The organism is Kitasatospora sp. McL0602 (assembly GCF_052076145.1).
In the GTDB taxonomy this organism is placed as follows: Bacteria; Actinomycetota; Actinomycetes; order Streptomycetales; family Streptomycetaceae; genus Kitasatospora.
Genome location: NZ_CP197246.1, coordinates 5,052,333 through 5,070,479, shown reverse-complemented (window position 1 = coordinate 5,070,479; position 18,147 = coordinate 5,052,333). Strand labels below are relative to the sequence as shown.

At 70.9% G+C, this 18,147-nt stretch carries 11 protein-coding genes and 1 rRNA gene; 5 read left to right on the top strand and 7 right to left on the bottom strand.

What is annotated here, in order from left to right:
* Nucleotides 1-234: 234 nt before the first annotated feature.
* From ACR68M_RS23140 to ACR68M_RS23130, 3 genes are all read right to left on the bottom strand, one after another.
* A 16S ribosomal RNA gene (locus ACR68M_RS23140) occupies nucleotides 235-1,754 on the bottom strand.
* A 530-nt stretch (nucleotides 1,755-2,284) separates the two neighbouring features.
* A complete protein-coding gene (locus ACR68M_RS23135) occupies nucleotides 2,285-2,998 on the bottom strand; it encodes a nucleoside/nucleotide kinase family protein (RefSeq protein WP_441246021.1) in 714 nt (237 codons plus the stop codon).
* A 33-nt stretch (nucleotides 2,999-3,031) separates the two neighbouring features.
* Nucleotides 3,032-3,976 carry a S66 peptidase family protein gene (locus ACR68M_RS23130; protein ID WP_441246020.1) on the bottom strand — a complete coding sequence of 315 codons (945 nt, stop codon included), beginning with the start codon at nucleotides 3,974-3,976 and terminating at the stop codon, nucleotides 3,032-3,034.
* Between the two features lie 362 nt (nucleotides 3,977-4,338).
* Between ACR68M_RS23130 and ACR68M_RS23125 the strand changes: the two genes are divergently transcribed.
* Nucleotides 4,339-5,076 (top strand): hypothetical protein, encoded by a 738-nt coding sequence (locus tag ACR68M_RS23125; protein ID WP_441246019.1) that lies wholly within the window; start codon nucleotides 4,339-4,341, stop codon nucleotides 5,074-5,076.
* A 42-nt stretch (nucleotides 5,077-5,118) separates the two neighbouring features.
* Here the strand turns inward: ACR68M_RS23125 and ACR68M_RS23120 are convergent, their stop codons facing one another.
* Entirely contained in the window at nucleotides 5,119-5,619 is a 501-nt protein-coding gene (locus tag ACR68M_RS23120) for an NUDIX hydrolase (protein WP_441246018.1), read from the bottom strand.
* A 128-nt stretch (nucleotides 5,620-5,747) separates the two neighbouring features.
* Here ACR68M_RS23120 and ACR68M_RS23115 point away from each other — a divergent pair, with 128 nt between their 5' ends.
* A complete protein-coding gene (locus ACR68M_RS23115) occupies nucleotides 5,748-6,626 on the top strand; it encodes an ATP-grasp domain-containing protein (RefSeq protein WP_441246017.1) in 879 nt (292 codons plus the stop codon).
* Between the two features lie 9 nt (nucleotides 6,627-6,635).
* Here ACR68M_RS23115 and ACR68M_RS23110 read toward each other — a convergent pair whose 3' ends face one another.
* The 3 genes from ACR68M_RS23110 to ACR68M_RS23100 all read right to left on the bottom strand — a co-directional run bounded on the left by ACR68M_RS23110 (nucleotide 6,636) and on the right by ACR68M_RS23100 (nucleotide 12,874).
* Nucleotides 6,636-7,922 carry an MFS transporter gene (locus tag ACR68M_RS23110; RefSeq protein ID WP_441246016.1) on the bottom strand — a complete coding sequence of 429 codons (1,287 nt, stop codon included), beginning with the start codon at nucleotides 7,920-7,922 and terminating at the stop codon, nucleotides 6,636-6,638.
* Nucleotides 7,923-8,083: 161 nt separating this feature from the next.
* A complete protein-coding gene (locus ACR68M_RS23105) occupies nucleotides 8,084-12,040 on the bottom strand; it encodes an ABC transporter ATP-binding protein (RefSeq protein ID WP_441246015.1) in 3,957 nt (1,318 codons plus the stop codon).
* A gap of 183 nt (nucleotides 12,041-12,223) precedes the next feature.
* Entirely contained in the window at nucleotides 12,224-12,874 is a 651-nt protein-coding gene (locus ACR68M_RS23100; protein WP_441246014.1) for a TetR/AcrR family transcriptional regulator, read from the bottom strand.
* A 129-nt stretch (nucleotides 12,875-13,003) separates the two neighbouring features.
* On the opposite strand from ACR68M_RS23100, the gene ACR68M_RS23095 reads away from it, so the two are divergent.
* The 3 genes from ACR68M_RS23095 to ACR68M_RS23085 all read left to right on the top strand — a co-directional run bounded on the left by ACR68M_RS23095 (nucleotide 13,004) and on the right by ACR68M_RS23085 (nucleotide 18,101).
* Nucleotides 13,004-14,725 (top strand): carboxyl transferase domain-containing protein, encoded by a 1,722-nt coding sequence (locus ACR68M_RS23095; protein ID WP_441246013.1) that lies wholly within the window; start codon nucleotides 13,004-13,006, stop codon nucleotides 14,723-14,725.
* 110 nt (nucleotides 14,726-14,835) lie between these two features.
* Nucleotides 14,836-17,118: an acetyl/propionyl/methylcrotonyl-CoA carboxylase subunit alpha gene (locus ACR68M_RS23090; protein WP_441246012.1), complete on the top strand. Its 2,283-nt coding sequence runs from the start codon at nucleotides 14,836-14,838 to the stop codon at nucleotides 17,116-17,118.
* Entirely contained in the window at nucleotides 17,115-18,101 is a 987-nt protein-coding gene (locus ACR68M_RS23085; protein WP_441246011.1) for a hydroxymethylglutaryl-CoA lyase, read from the top strand. Before ACR68M_RS23090 ends, ACR68M_RS23085 begins: the two co-directional genes overlap by 4 nt.
* Nucleotides 18,102-18,147: the final 46 nt, after the last annotated feature.

The following is an 18,147-nucleotide window of genomic DNA, read 5'->3' as shown; positions in this document are numbered from 1 at the left end:
TCAGACCCTCAACTGAAGACCCTCGAGTAGGACCGGCATCTCTGAAGCAACAACCACCGAAGTGGCCGTTCCCTCAGGACCCAACAACGTGCCCGACACACCCGACCGATAACCCGCCTTCCACGCCCCGAAGGACAGTACTAACGGAACCAACCGTGTGTGCCGAATAGTCAACGTTCCACCCATGAGCAACCGTGCGAGACATTCGCTCGCATCCGGCTATGTGCTCCTTAGAAAGGAGGTGATCCAGCCGCACCTTCCGGTACGGCTACCTTGTTACGACTTCGTCCCAATCGCTGGTCCCACCTTCGACGGCTCCCTCCCAAGGGTTAGGCCACCGGCTTCGGGTGTTACCGACTTTCGTGACGTGACGGGCGGTGTGTACAAGGCCCGGGAACGTATTCACCGCAGCATGCTGATCTGCGATTACTAGCAACTCCAACTTCATGGGGTCGAGTTGCAGACCCCAATCCGAACTGAGGCCGGCTTTTTGGGATTCGCTCCGCCTCGCGGCATCGCAGCCCTTTGTACCGACCATTGTAGCACGTGTGCAGCCCAAGACATAAGGGGCATGATGATTTGACGTCGTCCCCACCTTCCTCCGAGTTGACCCCGGCAGTCTCCTGTGAGTCCCCATCACCCCGAAAGGCATGCTGGCAACACAGAACAAGGGTTGCGCTCGTTGCGGGACTTAACCCAACATCTCACGACACGAGCTGACGACAACCATGCACCACCTGTATACCGACCACAAGGGGGCGACCATCTCTGGCCGTTTCCGGTATATGTCAAGCCTTGGTAAGGTTCTTCGCGTTGCGTCGAATTAAGCCACATGCTCCGCTGCTTGTGCGGGCCCCCGTCAATTCCTTTGAGTTTTAGCCTTGCGGCCGTACTCCCCAGGCGGGGAACTTAATGCGTTAGCTGCGGCACCGACGACGTGGAATGTCGCCAACACCTAGTTCCCACCGTTTACGGCGTGGACTACCAGGGTATCTAATCCTGTTCGCTCCCCACGCTTTCGCTCCTCAGCGTCAGTAATGGCCCAGAGATCCGCCTTCGCCACCGGTGTTCCTCCTGATATCTGCGCATTTCACCGCTACACCAGGAATTCCGATCTCCCCTACCACACTCTAGCCTGCCCGTATCGAATGCAGACCCGAGGTTAAGCCTCGGGCTTTCACATCCGACGTGACAAGCCGCCTACGAGCTCTTTACGCCCAATAATTCCGGACAACGCTCGCACCCTACGTATTACCGCGGCTGCTGGCACGTAGTTAGCCGGTGCTTCTTCTGCAGGTACCGTCACTTGCGCTTCTTCCCTGCTGAAAGAGGTTTACGACCCGAAGGCCTTCATCCCTCACGCGGCGTCGCTGCATCAGGCTTTCGCCCATTGTGCAATATTCCCCACTGCTGCCTCCCGTAGGAGTCTGGGCCGTGTCTCAGTCCCAGTGTGGCCGGTCGCCCTCTCAGGCCGGCTACCCGTCGTCGCCTTGGTAGGCCATTACCCCACCAACAAGCTGATAGGCCGCGGGATCATCCTGCACCGCCGGAGCTTTCCACCAACCCCCATGCGGAGGAAGGTCATATCCGGTATTAGACCTCGTTTCCAAGGCTTGTCCCAGAGTGCAGGGCAGATTTCCCACGTGTTACTCACCCGTTCGCCACTAATCCACCCGAAGGCTTCATCGTTCGACTTGCATGTGTTAAGCACGCCGCCAGCGTTCGTCCTGAGCCAGGATCAAACTCTCCGTGAATGTTTTCCGGATATCCGGTAGCACTCGCGTTGAGCGGCACGGCGACCCACCGGAATAGGGTGGCCCCGTGCACTGCGTCCTCGCTGTGTTTTGTTACTAAAGGAATCTCCAACCCGGAACGCCGAAACGATCCAGGCCAGGGATGTCAACATATCTGGCGTTGACTTTTGGCACGCTGTTGAGTTCTCAAGGAACGGACGCTTCCTTCAAGCCGCTCTCGCAAGCTCTCCGGGCGCTTCGTTCTTTCGTGTTTCCAGCTTAGCAGATGATTTCCGCTTCGCTTTCCACTTGGTTTTCCCTGCCGGACTGCGACCTGACGGCCTGTCCGACGTTTCAAACCTTAGCCGATCCCCGCTCCGAAAAGCGAATCCAGCCCCAATCCGATAAACGCACACGTCAATTCACACCCAGCCGCGACAAAGCACGACTCGATGATCGAGAAGAGAGGTTCAAAAGGATTGGCCGCCCCGGGACCGTCCGCGCCGATGCGTGTCCGGTGCTCCCTGCCGAGCGACTAGGAAACACTACGCTCACTCTGGCGTCTCAGGCAAATCGCCTGGCAGGACGACCCGGTCGCAGGCTGCGCGGGCGGCCTTCACGTACTCAGCGTTCGGCTGGTCGTTGGCGCTGATCCGGTCCCGGGCTGCTGCTGTGTCCTGTCCGCCGGAGGTGTGGCGGTGCATCAGCCGGGTGTCGCGGACGGTGTCGTCGATGTGGAGGTACCAGAGCTCGTGGAGAAGAGCGCGGGCCTCGGGCCAGGGCTGCTCGGCATTGGCGAGGTAGTTGCCCTCGGTGATGACCAGGCGGGCGTGCGGGTGGATGACGTGGCGGGCTGCGACAGGTTCGTCGACGGCCCGGTCGAAATCCGGTACGTAGATGTCGTGGAAGCGCTCGGCCACGACTCGGCGCAGCAGAGCGACGTAGCCCCAGCTGTCGAAGGTCGCGGGGGCGCCCTTCCTCGTGCGGAGGCCGAGGCGGTCCAGCTGGGGGTTGGCGAGGTGGAATCCGTCGAGCGGGAGGTAGGCGGCTGTGCCGGGGCCCTCCCGATGGTTGATCGCACTGATCAGGTGGTGTGCCAGGGTCGACTTTCCGGCTCCGGGTGGGCCGGTCAGGCCGAGGATGGTGCGGCCGGTGCGCGTGCCGTGACGGTGCAGCATCGCGACCGCGTCGGAGACCAGGGCGCTCGGGTCATCGGCGGGGGCGGAGAGGGCGGTCGATGGTGTGGTGGGGCCATCCGCATGCATGGGCCGCACCTTACTCACGACTCGGCCGCCCCGTCAGACGAGTGCGGGCTGGTCGAAGGTGAGCGTGCCCGCGTCGGCGTCGAGGACGGCGGAGAGGCCGAGCGGCACGGTGAGGCTGGACGGGCCGTGGCCGAAACCCAGTTCCCAGAGGACGGGGACGCCGAGCGGTGCGAGGCGGTCGTGCAGCAGCTCGCGGACGCGTTCCAAGGGGCCGCAGCCGGCCCAGGAGCCGAGGGCCACGCCTGCGACACCGTCCAGTCCGCCTGAGCGGAGCAGCTGAGTGACGATGCGGTCGAGTTGGTAGGGGTGCTCGTTGGTGTCCTCGAGGAGCAGGATCTTTCCGGCGAACGAGGCTCGGCCGGTCGGGGTGCCCCTGTCTGCGGCGAGCACAGCGGCGCAGCCACCTGCGGTGATGCCGTGGGCGGTGCCGGGCACCAGGGGGGCTGCGGTGGGTGAGCTGAGCACGGTGGTCGCGGCCGGGTCGAAGAGGGTGCGGCGAAGGTGGTCGGCGGTCGCGGCGTCGGCGATGAACGACGTGGCGGAGGCCAGCGGACCGTAGAGGGTGGCGACGCCGAGCTGGGTGGCGACGGCTTCGTGCAGGACGGTGACGTCGCTGAATCCGATCAGGGCCTTGGGGGGTGCCGTGCGGAGGAGGTCCCAGTCGAGAAGGTCGACCATCCGCTGGACGCCGTAGCCGCCACGGGCGCAGATGACTGCGGCGATGGTCGGATCCAGCCAGGCGCGCTGGAAGTCGGCGGCTCGGGCAGCGTCGGTGCCGGCGAGGTAGCCCAAGGCGGGGTGGATGTCGAGCAGGTGCTCGCCGGGGACTGCCTCGAGCCCCCAGGAGTTGAGGATCCGGATGCCGGTGGCGAGGCGGTCGCGGTCGAGGGGGCCGCTCGGCGCGACGATCGCCATCCGGTCGCCGGGGACGAGTCGGCGCGGGCGGTTCAGCGGGAGGTGCGGGTGCTGGCTTGCCATCGGCGGGGTCCTTCCGGTGGGCTCGGCGGCTTACGCGGGCAGAGGCGGGGCGCGGGCGGGTCACGGACGTCCTGATCGGTCTGCCCAAGGTATCCCCGGGTATCCCCCGGTATCCCCCTCGCCGGGAGCGGCGGGGGGCCTGGAGAGCGTCTGGCAGTGACGTTGGCAAAGGCAGCCCCATGAGCTCGTCAGGCTTGGGTCAGGGTCGAGCACGAGGAGCGGGTACGTACGGCCCCTGGTGCGCAAGGGTTTTGGGTCGTCAGGTGGCGGGATGGGCGGGTTTCGGTGGCATGGACACCCCTTGGCCGCCGTGCACTTGTGCGGGAGGATCATCCGAAAGACATCTCGGAGGGCCCGTACCGATGACCTCGCTCGACCGGACCGCGCGCGACATCTCGCCGGGTGAGCCGTCACCGGCTGCCCGGCACCGGGTGGACGCCGAGACCGCCACGGCGGCCAATCTGCTGTCCGGGCTGGCCGCCCGGCTGCGCGCGGCGTACGAGCGTGGGGCGGACATCAACGGTCTGGCCCTGGCTTCTCGTCAGTCTGCAGCCGATGTCCGGGAGTTGCTGCGCTCTGCCGGGGCGGTGGTCCCGGCGGACGACCAGGAGCTGCCCGCCGCCCCAGCTCTGGAGCAGCTCCGCCGCGCCAGGCGGCCGACTCCCTCGCGCAGGCTGAGCCGTCTGCACCCGAGGATCGAAGCCGACGGCGCCGCTCCGGCGAAGAAGTCGCAGGCACAGACACTGACGCCCGTTGAGCCGGCGACGGCCTCGACTCCGCTGGGCATCCTGATCGGGGCCTCACCTGCCTACACCGAACCGGCGGTCCAGCCGGAGGGCCGAGGACCGAGGCGGGTACCGGCCCGCGTCCTCCGGACCGGGCGTGGGACGAGCCTGGTGGTGCTGCCGTCCTGGCGGGCCTCGATCGCCGTGTCGGTGCCGACCGACCTGCTGCTGCGCGAGACGGGCCTTCGGCAGGAGCAACTCGGCGACGCCCGCCTGACCGTACGGATGAACCCCGAGGCGCTGCACGACCGTGAGCTCGACCTGGCCGAGTGGCGGTCCGAGGCTCTCGGGCGCCGGGCCCGGAACGACCTGTGACGCGATAAGCAGAGCAGGGCAGTGCAGACCTGGCGCGAGGCGTCAGGTGACGTTCGGGACGTACCCGAGGTGCACCGGGGTCGGCGTCTCCTCCCCCGCGAGCCGGCTCTGCCGGACGCCGGACAGCAGTGTGGGCAGTTGCGGCGGCCAGAGCGGCTCGGCGTCCGGGGAGGTCAGCTCGGCCGGGGTCCACCAGCGCCAGCCGAGGATCCGGTCCGTCAGGTGAGCCTCGCTCAGATCGCCGATCGGGGCGCGGTGCGGCCCCTGGGTGAGGTAGATGTGCTCGTGCTGGCGCACCGGGGTGCCGTGCCAGGTGAAGTCGTGCTCCCAGGTGCAGAGCAGCGGGCCGGGCGACAGGTCCTGCCAGCCCGTCTCCTCGGCCAGTTCGCGCCGGGCGGCCTCGGTGGGGCTCTCGCCGGGCTCGATGCCGCCGCCGGGCATCGTCCAGTGCGGGCCGACCTCGATGTTGTCGGATCTCAGCAGGAAGACGGCGCCGTCGGGGGCCAGTACCACGGTCCGGGCGGCTGCTCTCGGAGTACGCATCGGGCCACCCTCGCAGAGGTCGGCGCGGGGTGTCGAGGTCTCCGTGAGCAGCGGAAGGGCGTCGCAAGGGGGCGCAGGGGGGATGAATTCACGGCTGGGCCGGGCCTGTTCGTCCTACCCTGGGGCGCATGCCCGTACCGCTGATCCTGCTGCCGTCCGATCCGCTCGCACCCCGGCGACCCGACCCGCACTACGTGTGGGAGGCGCAGCAGGTGCGGGAGCTGGGCGGCGAGTACGCCTTGGTCGACCATGACGCGCTGACGGCGGGTGCCGTCGCCGAGGCTGTCCGGCGGGTGCCGCACGGGAGCGGGCCGCTCTGGTACCGGGGGTGGATGGTCTCCGCGTCGGCGTACGCCGCGCTGGCGGTGGAGCTCGGGCGGCGGGAGTGCGCGTTGCTGACCTCGCCGTCGGCATACGCGGACGCGCACGAGCTCCCCGGTTGGTACTCGGTCTTCGAGGGTGCGACGCCCGCGAGCGCGTGGATCGCCGGGGGTGCGCCGGATTCGGGGGCGCTGGCCGAGGCGGCTGCGCGGCTGGGCGGGCGCGGGCCCGCCGTGGTGAAGGACTACGTGAAGTCGCGTAAGCACGAGTGGTTCGAGGCGTGTTTCGTACCGGAGCTGGGTGATCTGGCAGCGTTGGGCCGGGTGGTGTCGCGGTTCGTGGAGCTGCAGGGCGACGGTCTGGCCGGGGGTGTGGTGCTGCGGCGGTACGAGGACTTCGTTCGCGACGCGGCGGGCCGGGCCCTGGAGGCGCGGGTCTGGTGGGTCGACGGGGAGCCTGTGCTGGTGGGGCCGCACCCGGACTCCCCTGGGAGTGATCCGGAGCCGGACCTCTCGGAGGTGCAGCCGCTCGTACGGGCACTCGGCTGTCGGTTCGTCACCACCGATCTCGCGCGGCGGGCGGACGGGCCGGGCTGGCGGGTGGTCGAGGTCGGGGACGGGCAGGTGAGCGACCTGCCGCGCGGGGTCGACGTCAGCGGGCTGCTGTCCTCGCTGATCGCCGCCTGAAGCTGCCGGTCACGGGGCGGCGAGCGGGGTCATGGCCACGGCTATGCCCGTTCCGGCGCCGCCGACGGGCCCGACCGAACGCTGCCGCGGGATGGTGGCCCCGGCGGTCGGCTCGGCAGCCGGGGCGCCGGCCGGGGACGCGGTCTCGCCGGTCCGGCGGGCGACGGCGGCGAGCGGGAGGGCGACGGCCGCGAGCAGACTGCCGAGCAGCAGGCCGGTCGCCGGGAAGCCGGCTGTTGCGGCCAGCGCGGCGCCGACCACCGGCCCGCAGGCGACGCCGAGCGAGGAGGCCGCTCCGGCCAGCACCGCCCACCGGCCCCTGGGGTCGAGTGCGGCGGCGACCCCGATCAGGTAGGTGAGCACGAGGGGGTAGAGGGTGTTCCAGAGCACCTCGCCCGCCGCGAACGGTGTGGGCGCGTGCGCGCTTCCGGCGCCCGCGACGCAGAGGCCGATCGCGGCGGTGCCGAGCCCGATCGGCAGGGCCTTCCGGGGCCGCGAGCCGAGCGCCGCTGCGGCCGCCACACCGAGCAGCCCACCGCCGAGGGCCGTCGCGAGGACCAGGCCGAGCACGGATTCGCTGAGCCCGGCCCGGTGCAGGCCGATCTGGCCGCTGATGCCCCAGAGGGCGTTCTGCGCCATCGACCAGAGCATCATGCCGGCGGCCAGCACACCGCCCGCAGCCCGGTGGGGCAGCGGGTGGGAGTGCGTCGGCGACACGGCGCCCGGCTCCGGCAGCCCGCCGAGGGTGCACCAGGTGACGGCACCGTAGGCGGCGAGGGCCGCGAACGGGAGCGCGTGCCCACCGCCGAGCCGGGGCAGCGACAGGAAGAGCGCCCCGGCCGTGCCGGAGGCGGCGAGCAGCCCGAGGGCCGCGAGCCGGTGCGACTGCCCGGTGGCGGCGACCCCGACCCCTGCCACGGCGGCGACCGTTCCCGTGCCGAAACCGCCCAGCACGCAGCCGAGGACGAGCAGCGGCAGCTGGCCGGCCGAGGCCACCGCGGCGACGGCACAGCCGAGCACCAGCAGGGCGAGGCCGACGCGGGCGAGCCGCGCGGAGCCGATCGTCCGGACCCTGCCCGCCAGCAACAGCCCGGCGGAGGCGGAGGCGAGCAGCAGGGCGCTGCCGACGGCACCGGCCTGAGTGGGTGTCACCTCCAGGTCACCTGGGACCCGGCCGACGACGGCGGGCAGCAGGTAGGCCGGGAGGTAGCCGGTGGAGCACAGGGCCACCAACGGCAGGGATGTACGGGTGTGGCGCGCAGTGCTGCGCCCCGTCTCGCTGCAGCGCGAAGACATGGGCATGGCCTCTCGACCGGGAGCCTGTGGGGGATGCTCCCGGCGTCATGCGCGAGTGCACGCACTGTTTATCAGGCCGTCCGGCCGTTCGGCCGGGTTCTGGGCGCTGAGCTGCGCAGTTGCGTCCCAGCCGATATCGCTCCGTGATCGAACGACCCTGCTCAGAGCAGCTTTTCGGCAGCGTGGCCGTCCGCCGTGAAGGCCTGCCAGAGCTTTGCGTACGCACCGCCGCGCGCCAGCAGCTCGCCGTGCGCGCCGTCCTCCACCACCCGGCCGTGCGCCAGCACGACGATCCGGTCGGCCCGTTGCGCGGTGGTCAGGCGGTGGGCGATGACCAGCGTCGTACGCCCGCCGCTGAGCCGGTCGGCGGCGTTGTTGACGGCCGCCTCCGTCGCGAGGTCGAGCGCGGCGGTGGCCTCGTCGAGGAGCAGCAGGTCCGGGTCCACCAGCTCGGCGCGGGCCAGCGCGATCAGCTGGCGCTGACCGGCGGAGAGGTTCCGGCCACGGCCGCTGACCTCGTGACGGTAGCCTTCCGACAGTCCGACGATCATCTCGTGCGCCCCGACCGCGCGGGCCGCTGCCTCGACCTCGGCGTCCGTCGCCGTCGGCCGCCCGTAGGCGATCGCGTCCCGGACCGTCCCGGCGAAGAGGTACGCCTCCTGCGGGACGACACCGAGCCGGTGCCGGTACTGCGCGAGGTCGTACCGGGTGACGTCGGTGCCGTCGACGCTGACGGTGCCGCCGGTGGCGTCGTAGAACCGGGCCACCAGCTTGACCAGCGTCGACTTGCCCGCGCCGGTCTCACCGACCAGGGCGACGGTCTGGCCCGGTGGGATGTGCAGGCTGATCCCGGAGAGCACGTCCGGGCTGCCGCCGTCGCCACCGTTGTAGGCGAAGCTGACGTCGGTGAACCGGACCTCGCCGCGCAGCCGCTCCACCGCGACCGGCTGCTCGGTGTCCGGCGTGCTGGTCGGCGTCCGCAGCAGCTCCCTGATCCGGCCGAGGCCGACGGACGCCTGCTGGTACCCGTCGAAGATCTGCGAGAGCTGGTTGACGGGGGCGAAGAAGAGGTCGATGTACAGCAGGTACGCGACCAGCGCGCCGATGGTCAGCGTGCCCGCGTCGACCCGGGAGGCGCCCACGATCAGCACCAGGGCGGCGGCCACGCTGGACAGGAACTGCACGAACGGGAAGTAGACGGATATGTACAGCTGCGCCTTGACCCGGGCGTTGCGGTAGTCGGTGCCGGCCGCGAGGAACCGGTCGGTGTTGAGCTCCTGGCGGCGGAAAGCCTGGACGATCCGCATGCCCGCCACGTTCTCCTGGAGGCTCGCGTTGACCGTGCTGATCAGGTCACGGGAGATCTGGTACTGCGCGGTCGACTTGCGGCGGAACACCAGGGTCGCGACGACCAGCAGCGGCAGCACGCCGAACACGACGAGCGCCAGGCCCGCGTCGATCACCAGCAGGGCCCCGAAGATCCCGAAGAAGGTCAGCAGGCTGACCACGGCCGTGACCACACCGGTCTGCAGGAAGCTGGAGATCGAGTCGACGTCGGTGGTCATCCGGGTCATGATCCGGCCGGACAGCTCGCGCTCGTAGTAGTCCAGCCCGAGCCGGTTGAGGTGCCCGAAGATCTTCAGGCGCAGCGTGTACAGGACCCGCTCACCCGTACGGCCGCTGACCCGCGCCTCGGCGCCCTGCACCAGCCAGTCGAGCAGGACGACGGCGAGCGCGCCCAGCGAGGCGACGGCGACGCCGGAGAACGCGGCGCGGCTCACGCCGTCGTCGATGCCGTGCCGGATCAGGACGGGGATCGCAAGCCCGGCTGCGGCGTCCAACGCCAGCAGCAGCAGGGCCAGCGCGAGCGGGCGACGGAAGGGCGCGAGCAGCCGGGCGAGGCTGAAGTCGGGGTCACCGGCCTCGGCGGCGGCGAGCGGGATGTCGGGCGTGTCGACGGCCGGGGGGAGCGCCGCGACCTTCTCCAGGAGGTCGGGGGCGGCGTCGGTGGCCTTGGGCGCGGGGGCCGTCAGCGGTGCGGCGGGCGTCGCCGAGGCGGTGGCTCGTGCGGGCTGCTTCTGGAGCGCAGGCTGTTGCTGAGGGGCGGGCTGGGCGCCGAGCTGGGTGTCGGGGGCCGGGGTGCCTATCCCGCCGTCCGGGTCGGTGATCAGCGCACGGTACTGAGGACATCGGGCTTCGAGCTCGGCGTGCGTGCCGATGTCGATCAGCCGACCGCGCTCCAGGACGGCGATCCGGTCGGCCAGCTGGAGGGTCGACTGCCGGTGGGCGATTAGCAGAGTGGTGCGGCCAGCCATCACGCTGCGCAGCGCCTCGTGGATCTCGGCCTCCACCTGCGGGTCGACGGCCGAGGTCGCGTCGTCGAGCAGCAGGAGCTGCGGGTCGCTGAGGATCGCCCGCGCCAGGGCTATCCGCTGCCGCTGGCCGCCGGAGAGGGTGAGGCCCTGCTCGCCGACCTTGGTGGCGTAGCCATCGGGCAGCGCCCGGACGAAGCCGTCGGCCTGGGCCGCGCGGGCGGCCTCCTCGATCTGCTGGTCGGTCGCGTCGGGGCGGCCGTAGGCGATGTTGGCACTGACCGTGTCGGAGAAGAGGAAGCTCTCCTCGGGAACGATGCCGATCGCCCCGCGAAGCGATTCGAGGGTGAGATCACGCAGGTCGTGGCCGTGCAGGCGGACGGTGCCCGCCGTGGGGTCGTAGAACCTGGGTACGAGCTGCGCCACCGTCGACTTACCGGAGCCGGAGCTACCGACCAGCGCCAGCGTCTCGCCCTGGGCCAGCCGCAGACTCAGCTGCTCCAGGACGAGCCGCTGCTCCGGCGCATCCGCCGTACCGCCGTGGTAGCGGAAGTCGACCCGGTCGAACTCCAGGGCCGGAGCCCGGTCGGTGACAGGAGTGGCGGAAGCGGAGGTGGAAATAGGGGTGGTCGCCAGATCGACCGCGCCGGGGCGCTCCTGGACGAGCGGACGCTGGTCGACGAGCTGGAACACCCGCTCCACACCCGCCCGCGCCTGCTGGCCGACGGTGATCAGCATGGTCAGCATCCGGACCGGGCCGGTCATCTGGGCGACGTATGTGGAGAAGGCGACGAAGGTGCCGAGCGAGACCTGCCCCTCCACGGCCAGCCAGCCGCCGAGGGCGAGGACCGCGACCTGCCCGAGGGCGGGGATCGCCTGCATGGCCGGGGTGTAGCGGCTGTTGAGGCGGATCGAGCGGAGCCGGGCGCCGAAGAGTGCGCGGGAGGCGCGTTCGAGCTTCGCGCGCTCCTGGGCCTCCTGGCCGAAGCCCTTGACCACCCGGACACCGCCGATCGCCTCGTCGACGACGCCCGCGACGACGGCCGCCTCCTGCTGGGCGGCCCACGTCGCGGGGAAGAGGCGCTTGCGGCTGAGAGTGGCGAACCACCAGAGGGCCGGGCCCATGACCAGGGCGATGAGCGTCAGCGGCGGTGACAGCCAGAGCATCACCAGGACGGACGTGCCGAACATCAGGAAGTTGCCGGTCATCATCGGCAGCATCGAGAGCAGGCCGTTGACGAGTTGCAGGTCGGAGGTCGCCCGGCCGACCACCTGGCCGGTGTCGAGCGAGTCCTGTCGGGCGCCGTCCAGACGGGTGAGCGAACGGAAGAGGTCGGCCCGCATGTCGTGCTGGACGTCCAGCGCGAGCTGCCCGCCGTAGTAGCGGCGGATCTGGGTGCAGAGGAACACCACGGCGGCGGCAGCGAGAAGCGCCACGGCCCACGGCATGAGCGGGCGGGTGTGGTTGGTGATGACGTCGTCGATGATCAGCTTGGTGATCAGGGGGACGGCAGACGTGACCGTCATTCCGACCAGCGACGCCCCGAAGGAGAGCAGGACGTTCTTCCGGTACCGCCAGCAGTAGCCCACGAGCCGACGCAGCCAACCGGGCGGCGTCTCGCCGGGAGCGGTGGGGGTGGCGAGCGCGGCGGGAGCGGCGGTTGGGGTGGTGGGGGTGGTGGGGGTGGTGTCGCCGACTGGGGCCGGCGCGGTCGTCGGCCGGAGCCTCGTGGCGCGGTCGGACACATCGCCTGCGGCGCTGGCACCGGAGGTAATCTCCGCCGTAGAACCTTGAGTCTCAGCCATATTTAGGGATACTAACCATTCGGTCGCGGTGTAGTCCATCGTGATTCGACGGGCCCGACAGTGACTCGAACAGCACCTGGCCGCGTGAGCTTCCCGCCGATCACCAGCCTGCCCCGCACGGCCGGACCACCGCACCCGCCCCCGGACCCGACGGGCTCCCCCGTTGGTCCTACGCCCAGACGCTCAGGCGGCGTCCGCGGCGGCCTCCGCCGTGACGGCCGCTGCCGCGAAGGCCCCCTGGGCCAGGTCGTGGAGCAGCGAGGCCATCGCGTCGCGCGGCAGGCCGCCACGGTCGCCGTCGGCGGACTGCGGGCCCGCGCTGTGCGGGGTCGAGTTGAGCAGGCCGAAGACCGCGTGGACGGCGGCGCGGGCGAGGGGGGCGGCCTCGGGGGTGGCGAGCGGCGGGAAGGCCTCGCGGACCATCTCGACCCACAGTTCGACGTAGCCGCGCTGGAGGCGGCGCACCCGGCGGCGGTCCTCCTCCTTGAGATGGAGCAGTTCGCGGTCGTGCAGGATGATCAGATCCCGGTCGTCCAGCGCGAAGTCGACGTGGCCGCCAATGAGCGCGTCCAATGCGCCGGTGGCGCTGTCGGCCTCGCCGACCCGCTGGCGGCCCGCGTCCAGGAGGCGTTCACTGATCCCGACGAGCAGGTCCGCGAGCATCGCGTCCTTGCCGGAGAAGTGGCGGTACAGCCCTGGGCCGCTGATGCCGACGGCCTTACCGATCTCGTCCACGCCGACGCCGAGGAAGCCCCGGGCGGCAAAGAGCCGGGCGGCCTCCCGCCGGATCTGGTCGCGGCGTGGGAGTGCGGAGACAGGCTGCACGTTCGACATGACATCCATCGTAGACACCTGGGTTATCGAGCGTTAACCTGGCAACAGGAGTTAACGCTCACTAACTTTGGGGTCGCGGGTCATCCGTCCGCGTACCCGCCTGGCTCCGAGGGCAAGGGAGCTCTTGGGATGGTCCCCACATTCTTCGGACCGACCGCCGGCACGGCCGCAGGTCCCGGCGTGCTTCCGTCCACCGGTCAGGGCGCTGCTCTGCCCCGGTTCGACGGCGCGGCCGCGCCCGCACCCCGGCTGGAGACGGCCGTCGACCCCGGCTCGGACGCGTTCGCGGCGAACACCGCTGCGCACCGGGCCCTGGTCACCGAACTCCGCGAGAAGCTCGCGGCAGCCGCACAGGGCGGCGGTGCCAAGGCCCGCGCCCGGCACACCGCCCGCGGCAAGCTGCTGCCCCGGGAGCGGGTCGACGCACTGCTCGACCCCTCCTCCCCCTTCCTCGAGCTCAGCCCGCTGGCCGCCGACGGCCTCTACGACGGGGCCGCCCCCGCCGCCGGGGTGATCGCCGGGATCGGCCGGGTCGCCGGGCGCGAGGTCGTGGTGGTCGCCAACGACGCCACCGTCAAGGGCGGTACCTACTACCCGATGACGGTCAAGAAGCACCTCCGGGCCCAGGAGGTGGCGCTGGAGAACCGGCTGCCCTGCCTCTACCTGGTCGACTCGGGCGGTGCCTTCCTGCCGATGCAGGACGAGGTCTTCCCCGACCGCGACCACTTCGGCCGGATCTTCTACAACCAGGCCCGGCTCTCCGCCGCCGGCATCCCGCAGCTGGCCGCCGTGCTCGGCTCCTGCACGGCGGGCGGCGCGTACGTGCCGGCGATGAGCGACCAGGCCGTGATCGTCCGCAACCAGGGCACGATCTTCCTGGGCGGCCCGCCGCTCGTGAAGGCCGCCACCGGTGAGGTCGTCACAGCGGAGGAGCTGGGCGGCGGTGACCTGCACTCCCGTACCTCCGGCGTGACGGACCACCTCGCCGACGACGACGCCCACGCGCTCTCCATCCTCCGGACGATCGTCGCCGGTCTCGGCCCGCGTGCTGCCAAGCCGTGGCCGCTCGGCCCCGCCGAGCCCCCGGCCGTCGACCCCGCCGGGCTGTACGGCGCGGTGCCCGTCGACCCCCGGACTCCGTACGACGTCCGCGAGGTGATCGCGCGGCTGGTGGACGGCAGCCGGTTCGCCGAGTTCAAGGCCGAGTACGGGACGACGCTGGTCACCGGCTTCGCGAAGATCCACGGGCACCCCGTCGGCATCGTCGCCAACAACGGCGTGCTGTTCGCCGAGTCGGCTCTCAAGGGCGCCCACTTCATCGAGCTGTGCGACCAGCGGGGCATTCCGCTGCTGTTCCTCCAGAACATCACCGGCTTCATGGTCGGCCGCCAGTACGAGGCGGGTGGCATCGCCAAGCACGGCGCCAAGATGGTCACCGCCGTCGCCTGCACCCGGGTGCCCAAGCTGACGGTGGTCATCGGCGGCTCGTACGGCGCGGGCAACTACTCGATGTGCGGACGGGCCTACTCGCCTCGCTTCCTCTGGATGTGGCCCGGGGCGAAGATCTCGGTCATGGGCGGCGAACAGGCGGCCTCCGTGCTCGCCACCGTCCGCCGGGACCAGTTGGAGGGGCAGGGCGAGGAGTGGCCTGCCGAGGCGGAGGAGCAGTTCAAGCGCCCCGTCCGCGAGCAGTACGAGCGGCAGGGCAACGCCTACTACTCGACCGCCCGGCTCTGGGACGACGGCGTGATCGACCCGATGGACACCCGCACCGTCCTCGGGCTGGCCCTCACCAGCTGCGCGAACGCCCCGCTCGCCGAGCCGCAGCCGTACGGCGTCTTCCGGATGTGACCGACGGCAGGTCGGTGGTTCCCACTCGTTCGCCCTGGCTCGTTCTCGTCCCACCTCTCGTCCCACCTCTCGTCCCTCGTTCTCGTCCTCGCTCTGGAGGAACGCCTCCCATGTTCGACACTGTTCTGGTCGCCAACCGAGGCGAGATCGCGGTACGGGTGATCCGGACCCTGCGGCAGCTCGGCGTCCGGTCCGTCGCCGTCTTCAGCGACGCGGACGCCGATGCGCCGCACGTCCGCGAGGCCGATGTCGCGGTGCGGCTCGGCCCTGCCGGGCACAGCGACAGCACCGCTGTCGAGACCTACCTGCGCACCGACCAGATCCTCGCGGCCGCCCGCCGCACCGGTGCCCAGGCCGTCCACCCCGGGTACGGCTTCCTCGCCGAGAACGCAGCCTTCGCACGGGCGTGCACGGACGCGGGCCTGGTCTTCATCGGCCCGCCGCCGGCCGCGGTCGAGCTGATGGGCGACAAGATCAACGCCAAGGAGGCCGTCCGCACCGCCGGAGTGCCGGTGGTGCCGGGCAGCCAGGGCGGCTCGCCGACCGATGCGGACCTCACCGCTGCGGCGACCGAGATCGGCTACCCCGTGCTGCTCAAGCCGTCCGCCGGTGGCGGCGGCAAGGGCATGCGGCTGGTCCGCGACCCGGCCGACCTGCCCGCCGAGCTGGCGGCGGCCCGACGGGTCGCCCGGACCTCCTTCGGCGACGACACCCTGCTGCTGGAGCGCTGGGTCGACCAGCCCCGGCACATCGAGGTGCAGATCCTGGCCGACACCCACGGCCGGACCGTCCACCTCGGTGAGCGCGAGTGCAGTCTTCAGCGCCGACACCAGAAGCTGATCGAAGAGGCACCCTCCGTCCTGTTGAACCCGGAGACCCGCGAGGCCATGGGCGCGGCAGCCGTCCGCGCCGCCGAGGCCTGCGGCTACACCGGGGCCGGCACGGTGGAGTTCATCGTGCCGGGCATCGACCCCTCGGGGCCCGCACCCGAAGGTGTCCTGGACTTCTTCTTCATGGAGATGAACACCCGCCTCCAGGTCGAACACCCCGTCACCGAGCTGGCCATCGCCGTCGGGGCCGACACGCCGCACCCGCAACGCCTGGACCTCGTCGAGTGGCAGCTCCGCGTCGCCGCGGGCGAGAACCTCCCGTTCGAGCAGTCGGACATCTCCTTCCTGGGCCACGCGATCGAGGCCCGGATCTGCGCCGAGGACCCCGACCGGGACTTCCTCCCCACCGGCGGTCGCATCCTCGCCCTCGACGAACCGCGCGGCAGCGGCATCCGGGTGGACTCCGGCGTGACCGCCGGTACCGAGATCGGCAGCCTTTACGACCCCATGCTGGCCAAGGTCATCGCGTACGGGCCCGACCGCCCGACCGCGATCCGCCGCCTCCGGGCCGCGCTCGCGGAGACCCAGCTGCTCGGGGTGACCACCAACGCCGGATTCCTCCGACGGCTGCTGGCCCACCCCGACGTCGCCGCCGGTCGGCTCGACACCGGCCTGGTCGAGCGGACCGTCGAGCAGCAGCCGGAGCTGCTGAGCTCTCCGTACGCCGCTGGTCTTCCTGCTGCTGACGTTGATAGCACTGACGTAAACGGTGCTGACATCAACGGTGCTCACGTTGATGGTGACGAGGGGCGCGCTCCCTCCGCCTCGGCCGTGGAGGTGCTCTACTTCACCGCCGCGCTGACGCGGCAGCTGGCCCTGACGCCGACCGCCGGCGCCGACGGGTGGACCGACCCGTTCTCCGTGCCCTCCGGATGGCGGCTGAACGGCGAGGCCGCGTGGACCACCCACCGGCTGCGCCTCCCGGGCCGCGACCCGGTCTCCGTATTCGTCCGACCCGCTGACGCGAGCACCGTATCCGACGGCACTGACAGTCACTCAGGGACCAGCGCCGACCTGCAGGTACGTCTCGACGACGGCCTCGTCCGGACGGCTCGGGCCACCCTCGCCGCCGACCGGGTGCACGTCACTGTCGACGGCCTGCAGACGACCTTTGCACATGCCACTGACGACACCTCCGCGGCCGGCCCCGTCACCTGGTTCGGGATCGACGGAGATGCCTGGGCCGTCCACCCGTACGACCCACTCGCCGACCGGAGTTCCACCGGTACGGCCCATCACGGCGCACTCACCGCACCGATGCCGGGCACGGTCACCGTGGTCAAGGCCGCGCTCGGCGAGCAGGTCAAGCGCGGGCAGGCCCTGCTCGTCCTGGAGGCGATGAAGATGGAACACGTGATCACCGCGCCGCACGACGGCACGGTCACCGAGCTGCGGGCCAGCACCGGCGGGACGGTCGCGATGGACGAGGTGCTGGCCGTGGTCACCCCGGTAGAGGACGAGGACACGTCCGACGCCGGCACCTGTACGGAGGTGGCGTCATGAGCAGTGGTCAGTCGCACGAGCCGGACGCCCTGGAGCTGGGGCTTCCCGCACCCGTCACCGCGCCGGGCCTGCCCGCTCACGTGAGGATTCACGAGGTCGGGCCCCGGGACGGGCTGCAGAACGAGAGCTCGCTCGTCCCGGTCGAGGTGAAGGCCGAGTTCATCGCCAGGCTGGCGGCGGCCGGGCTCGGCACCGTCGAGGCGACCAGCTTCGTCCACCCCAAGTGGGTGCCGCAGCTGGCCGACGCCGAGGAGCTGATGCCCCGGCTCGGCGGGCTCCCCGACCGGCACCCGGGGCTCCGGTTGCCCGTGCTGGTGCCGAACGAGCGCGGTCTCGACCGGGCGCTGGTGCATGGCGTCACCGACATCGCGGTCTTCGCCAGCGCCACGGAGACCTTCGCCCGGCGCAACCTCAACCGCTCGGCCGACGAGGTGCTGGAGATGTTCCGCCCGGTCGTCCGGCGCGCGGCCGACGCCGGCGTCCCGACCCGCAGCTACCTCTCGATGTGCTTCGGCGACCCGTGGGAGGGGCCCGTCCCCGCCGCGCAGGTGATCGACTTCGGCGTCCGGCTGCTGGAGCTCGGCTGCACCGAGCTGAGCCTCGGCGACACCATCGGCGTCGCGACTCCCGGCCAGGTCACAGCACTGCTGGAGGGCTTCGACCGGGCAGGCGTACCCGTCGAGCAGATCGCCGTGCACTTCCACGACACCTACGGCCAGGCGCTCGCCAACACCCTGGCCGCCCTGCGCTGCGGCGTGACCACGGTGGACGCCAGCGCGGGCGGCCTCGGCGGCTGCCCGTACGCCAAGAGCGCCACCGGCAACCTCGCCACCGAGGACCTGGTCTGGATGCTGCACGGCCTCGGCATCAGCACCGGTGTCGACCTCCGCGCGCTGGTCGCGACCAGCGGCTGGATGGCCCGGCAACTCGGCCGCCCCAGCCCGTCCCGCGCCGTCCAGGCCCTGGTCGGCACCTCCGCCTGACACCGGCCACGACCTGGCGGGCGCCCCGGCCCGCCCGGCACTCCCT

Coding starts and splice junctions, on each gene's coding strand:
- ACR68M_RS23135 (WP_441246021.1), bottom strand. CDS start 2,998: ATGCATGCGGATGGCCCCACCACACCATCGACCGCCCTCTCCGCCCCC.
- ACR68M_RS23130 (WP_441246020.1), bottom strand. CDS start 3,976: ATGGCAAGCCAGCACCCGCACCTCCCGCTGAACCGCCCGCGCCGACTC.
- ACR68M_RS23125 (WP_441246019.1), top strand. CDS start 4,339: ATGACCTCGCTCGACCGGACCGCGCGCGACATCTCGCCGGGTGAGCCG.
- ACR68M_RS23120 (WP_441246018.1), bottom strand. CDS start 5,619: ATGCGTACTCCGAGAGCAGCCGCCCGGACCGTGGTACTGGCCCCCGAC.
- ACR68M_RS23115 (WP_441246017.1), top strand. CDS start 5,748: ATGCCCGTACCGCTGATCCTGCTGCCGTCCGATCCGCTCGCACCCCGG.
- ACR68M_RS23110 (WP_441246016.1), bottom strand. CDS start 7,922: ATGTCTTCGCGCTGCAGCGAGACGGGGCGCAGCACTGCGCGCCACACC.
- ACR68M_RS23105 (WP_441246015.1), bottom strand. CDS start 12,040: ATGGCTGAGACTCAAGGTTCTACGGCGGAGATTACCTCCGGTGCCAGC.
- ACR68M_RS23100 (WP_441246014.1), bottom strand. CDS start 12,874: ATGTCGAACGTGCAGCCTGTCTCCGCACTCCCACGCCGCGACCAGATC.
- ACR68M_RS23095 (WP_441246013.1), top strand. CDS start 13,004: ATGGTCCCCACATTCTTCGGACCGACCGCCGGCACGGCCGCAGGTCCC.
- ACR68M_RS23090 (WP_441246012.1), top strand. CDS start 14,836: ATGTTCGACACTGTTCTGGTCGCCAACCGAGGCGAGATCGCGGTACGG.
- ACR68M_RS23085 (WP_441246011.1), top strand. CDS start 17,115: ATGAGCAGTGGTCAGTCGCACGAGCCGGACGCCCTGGAGCTGGGGCTT.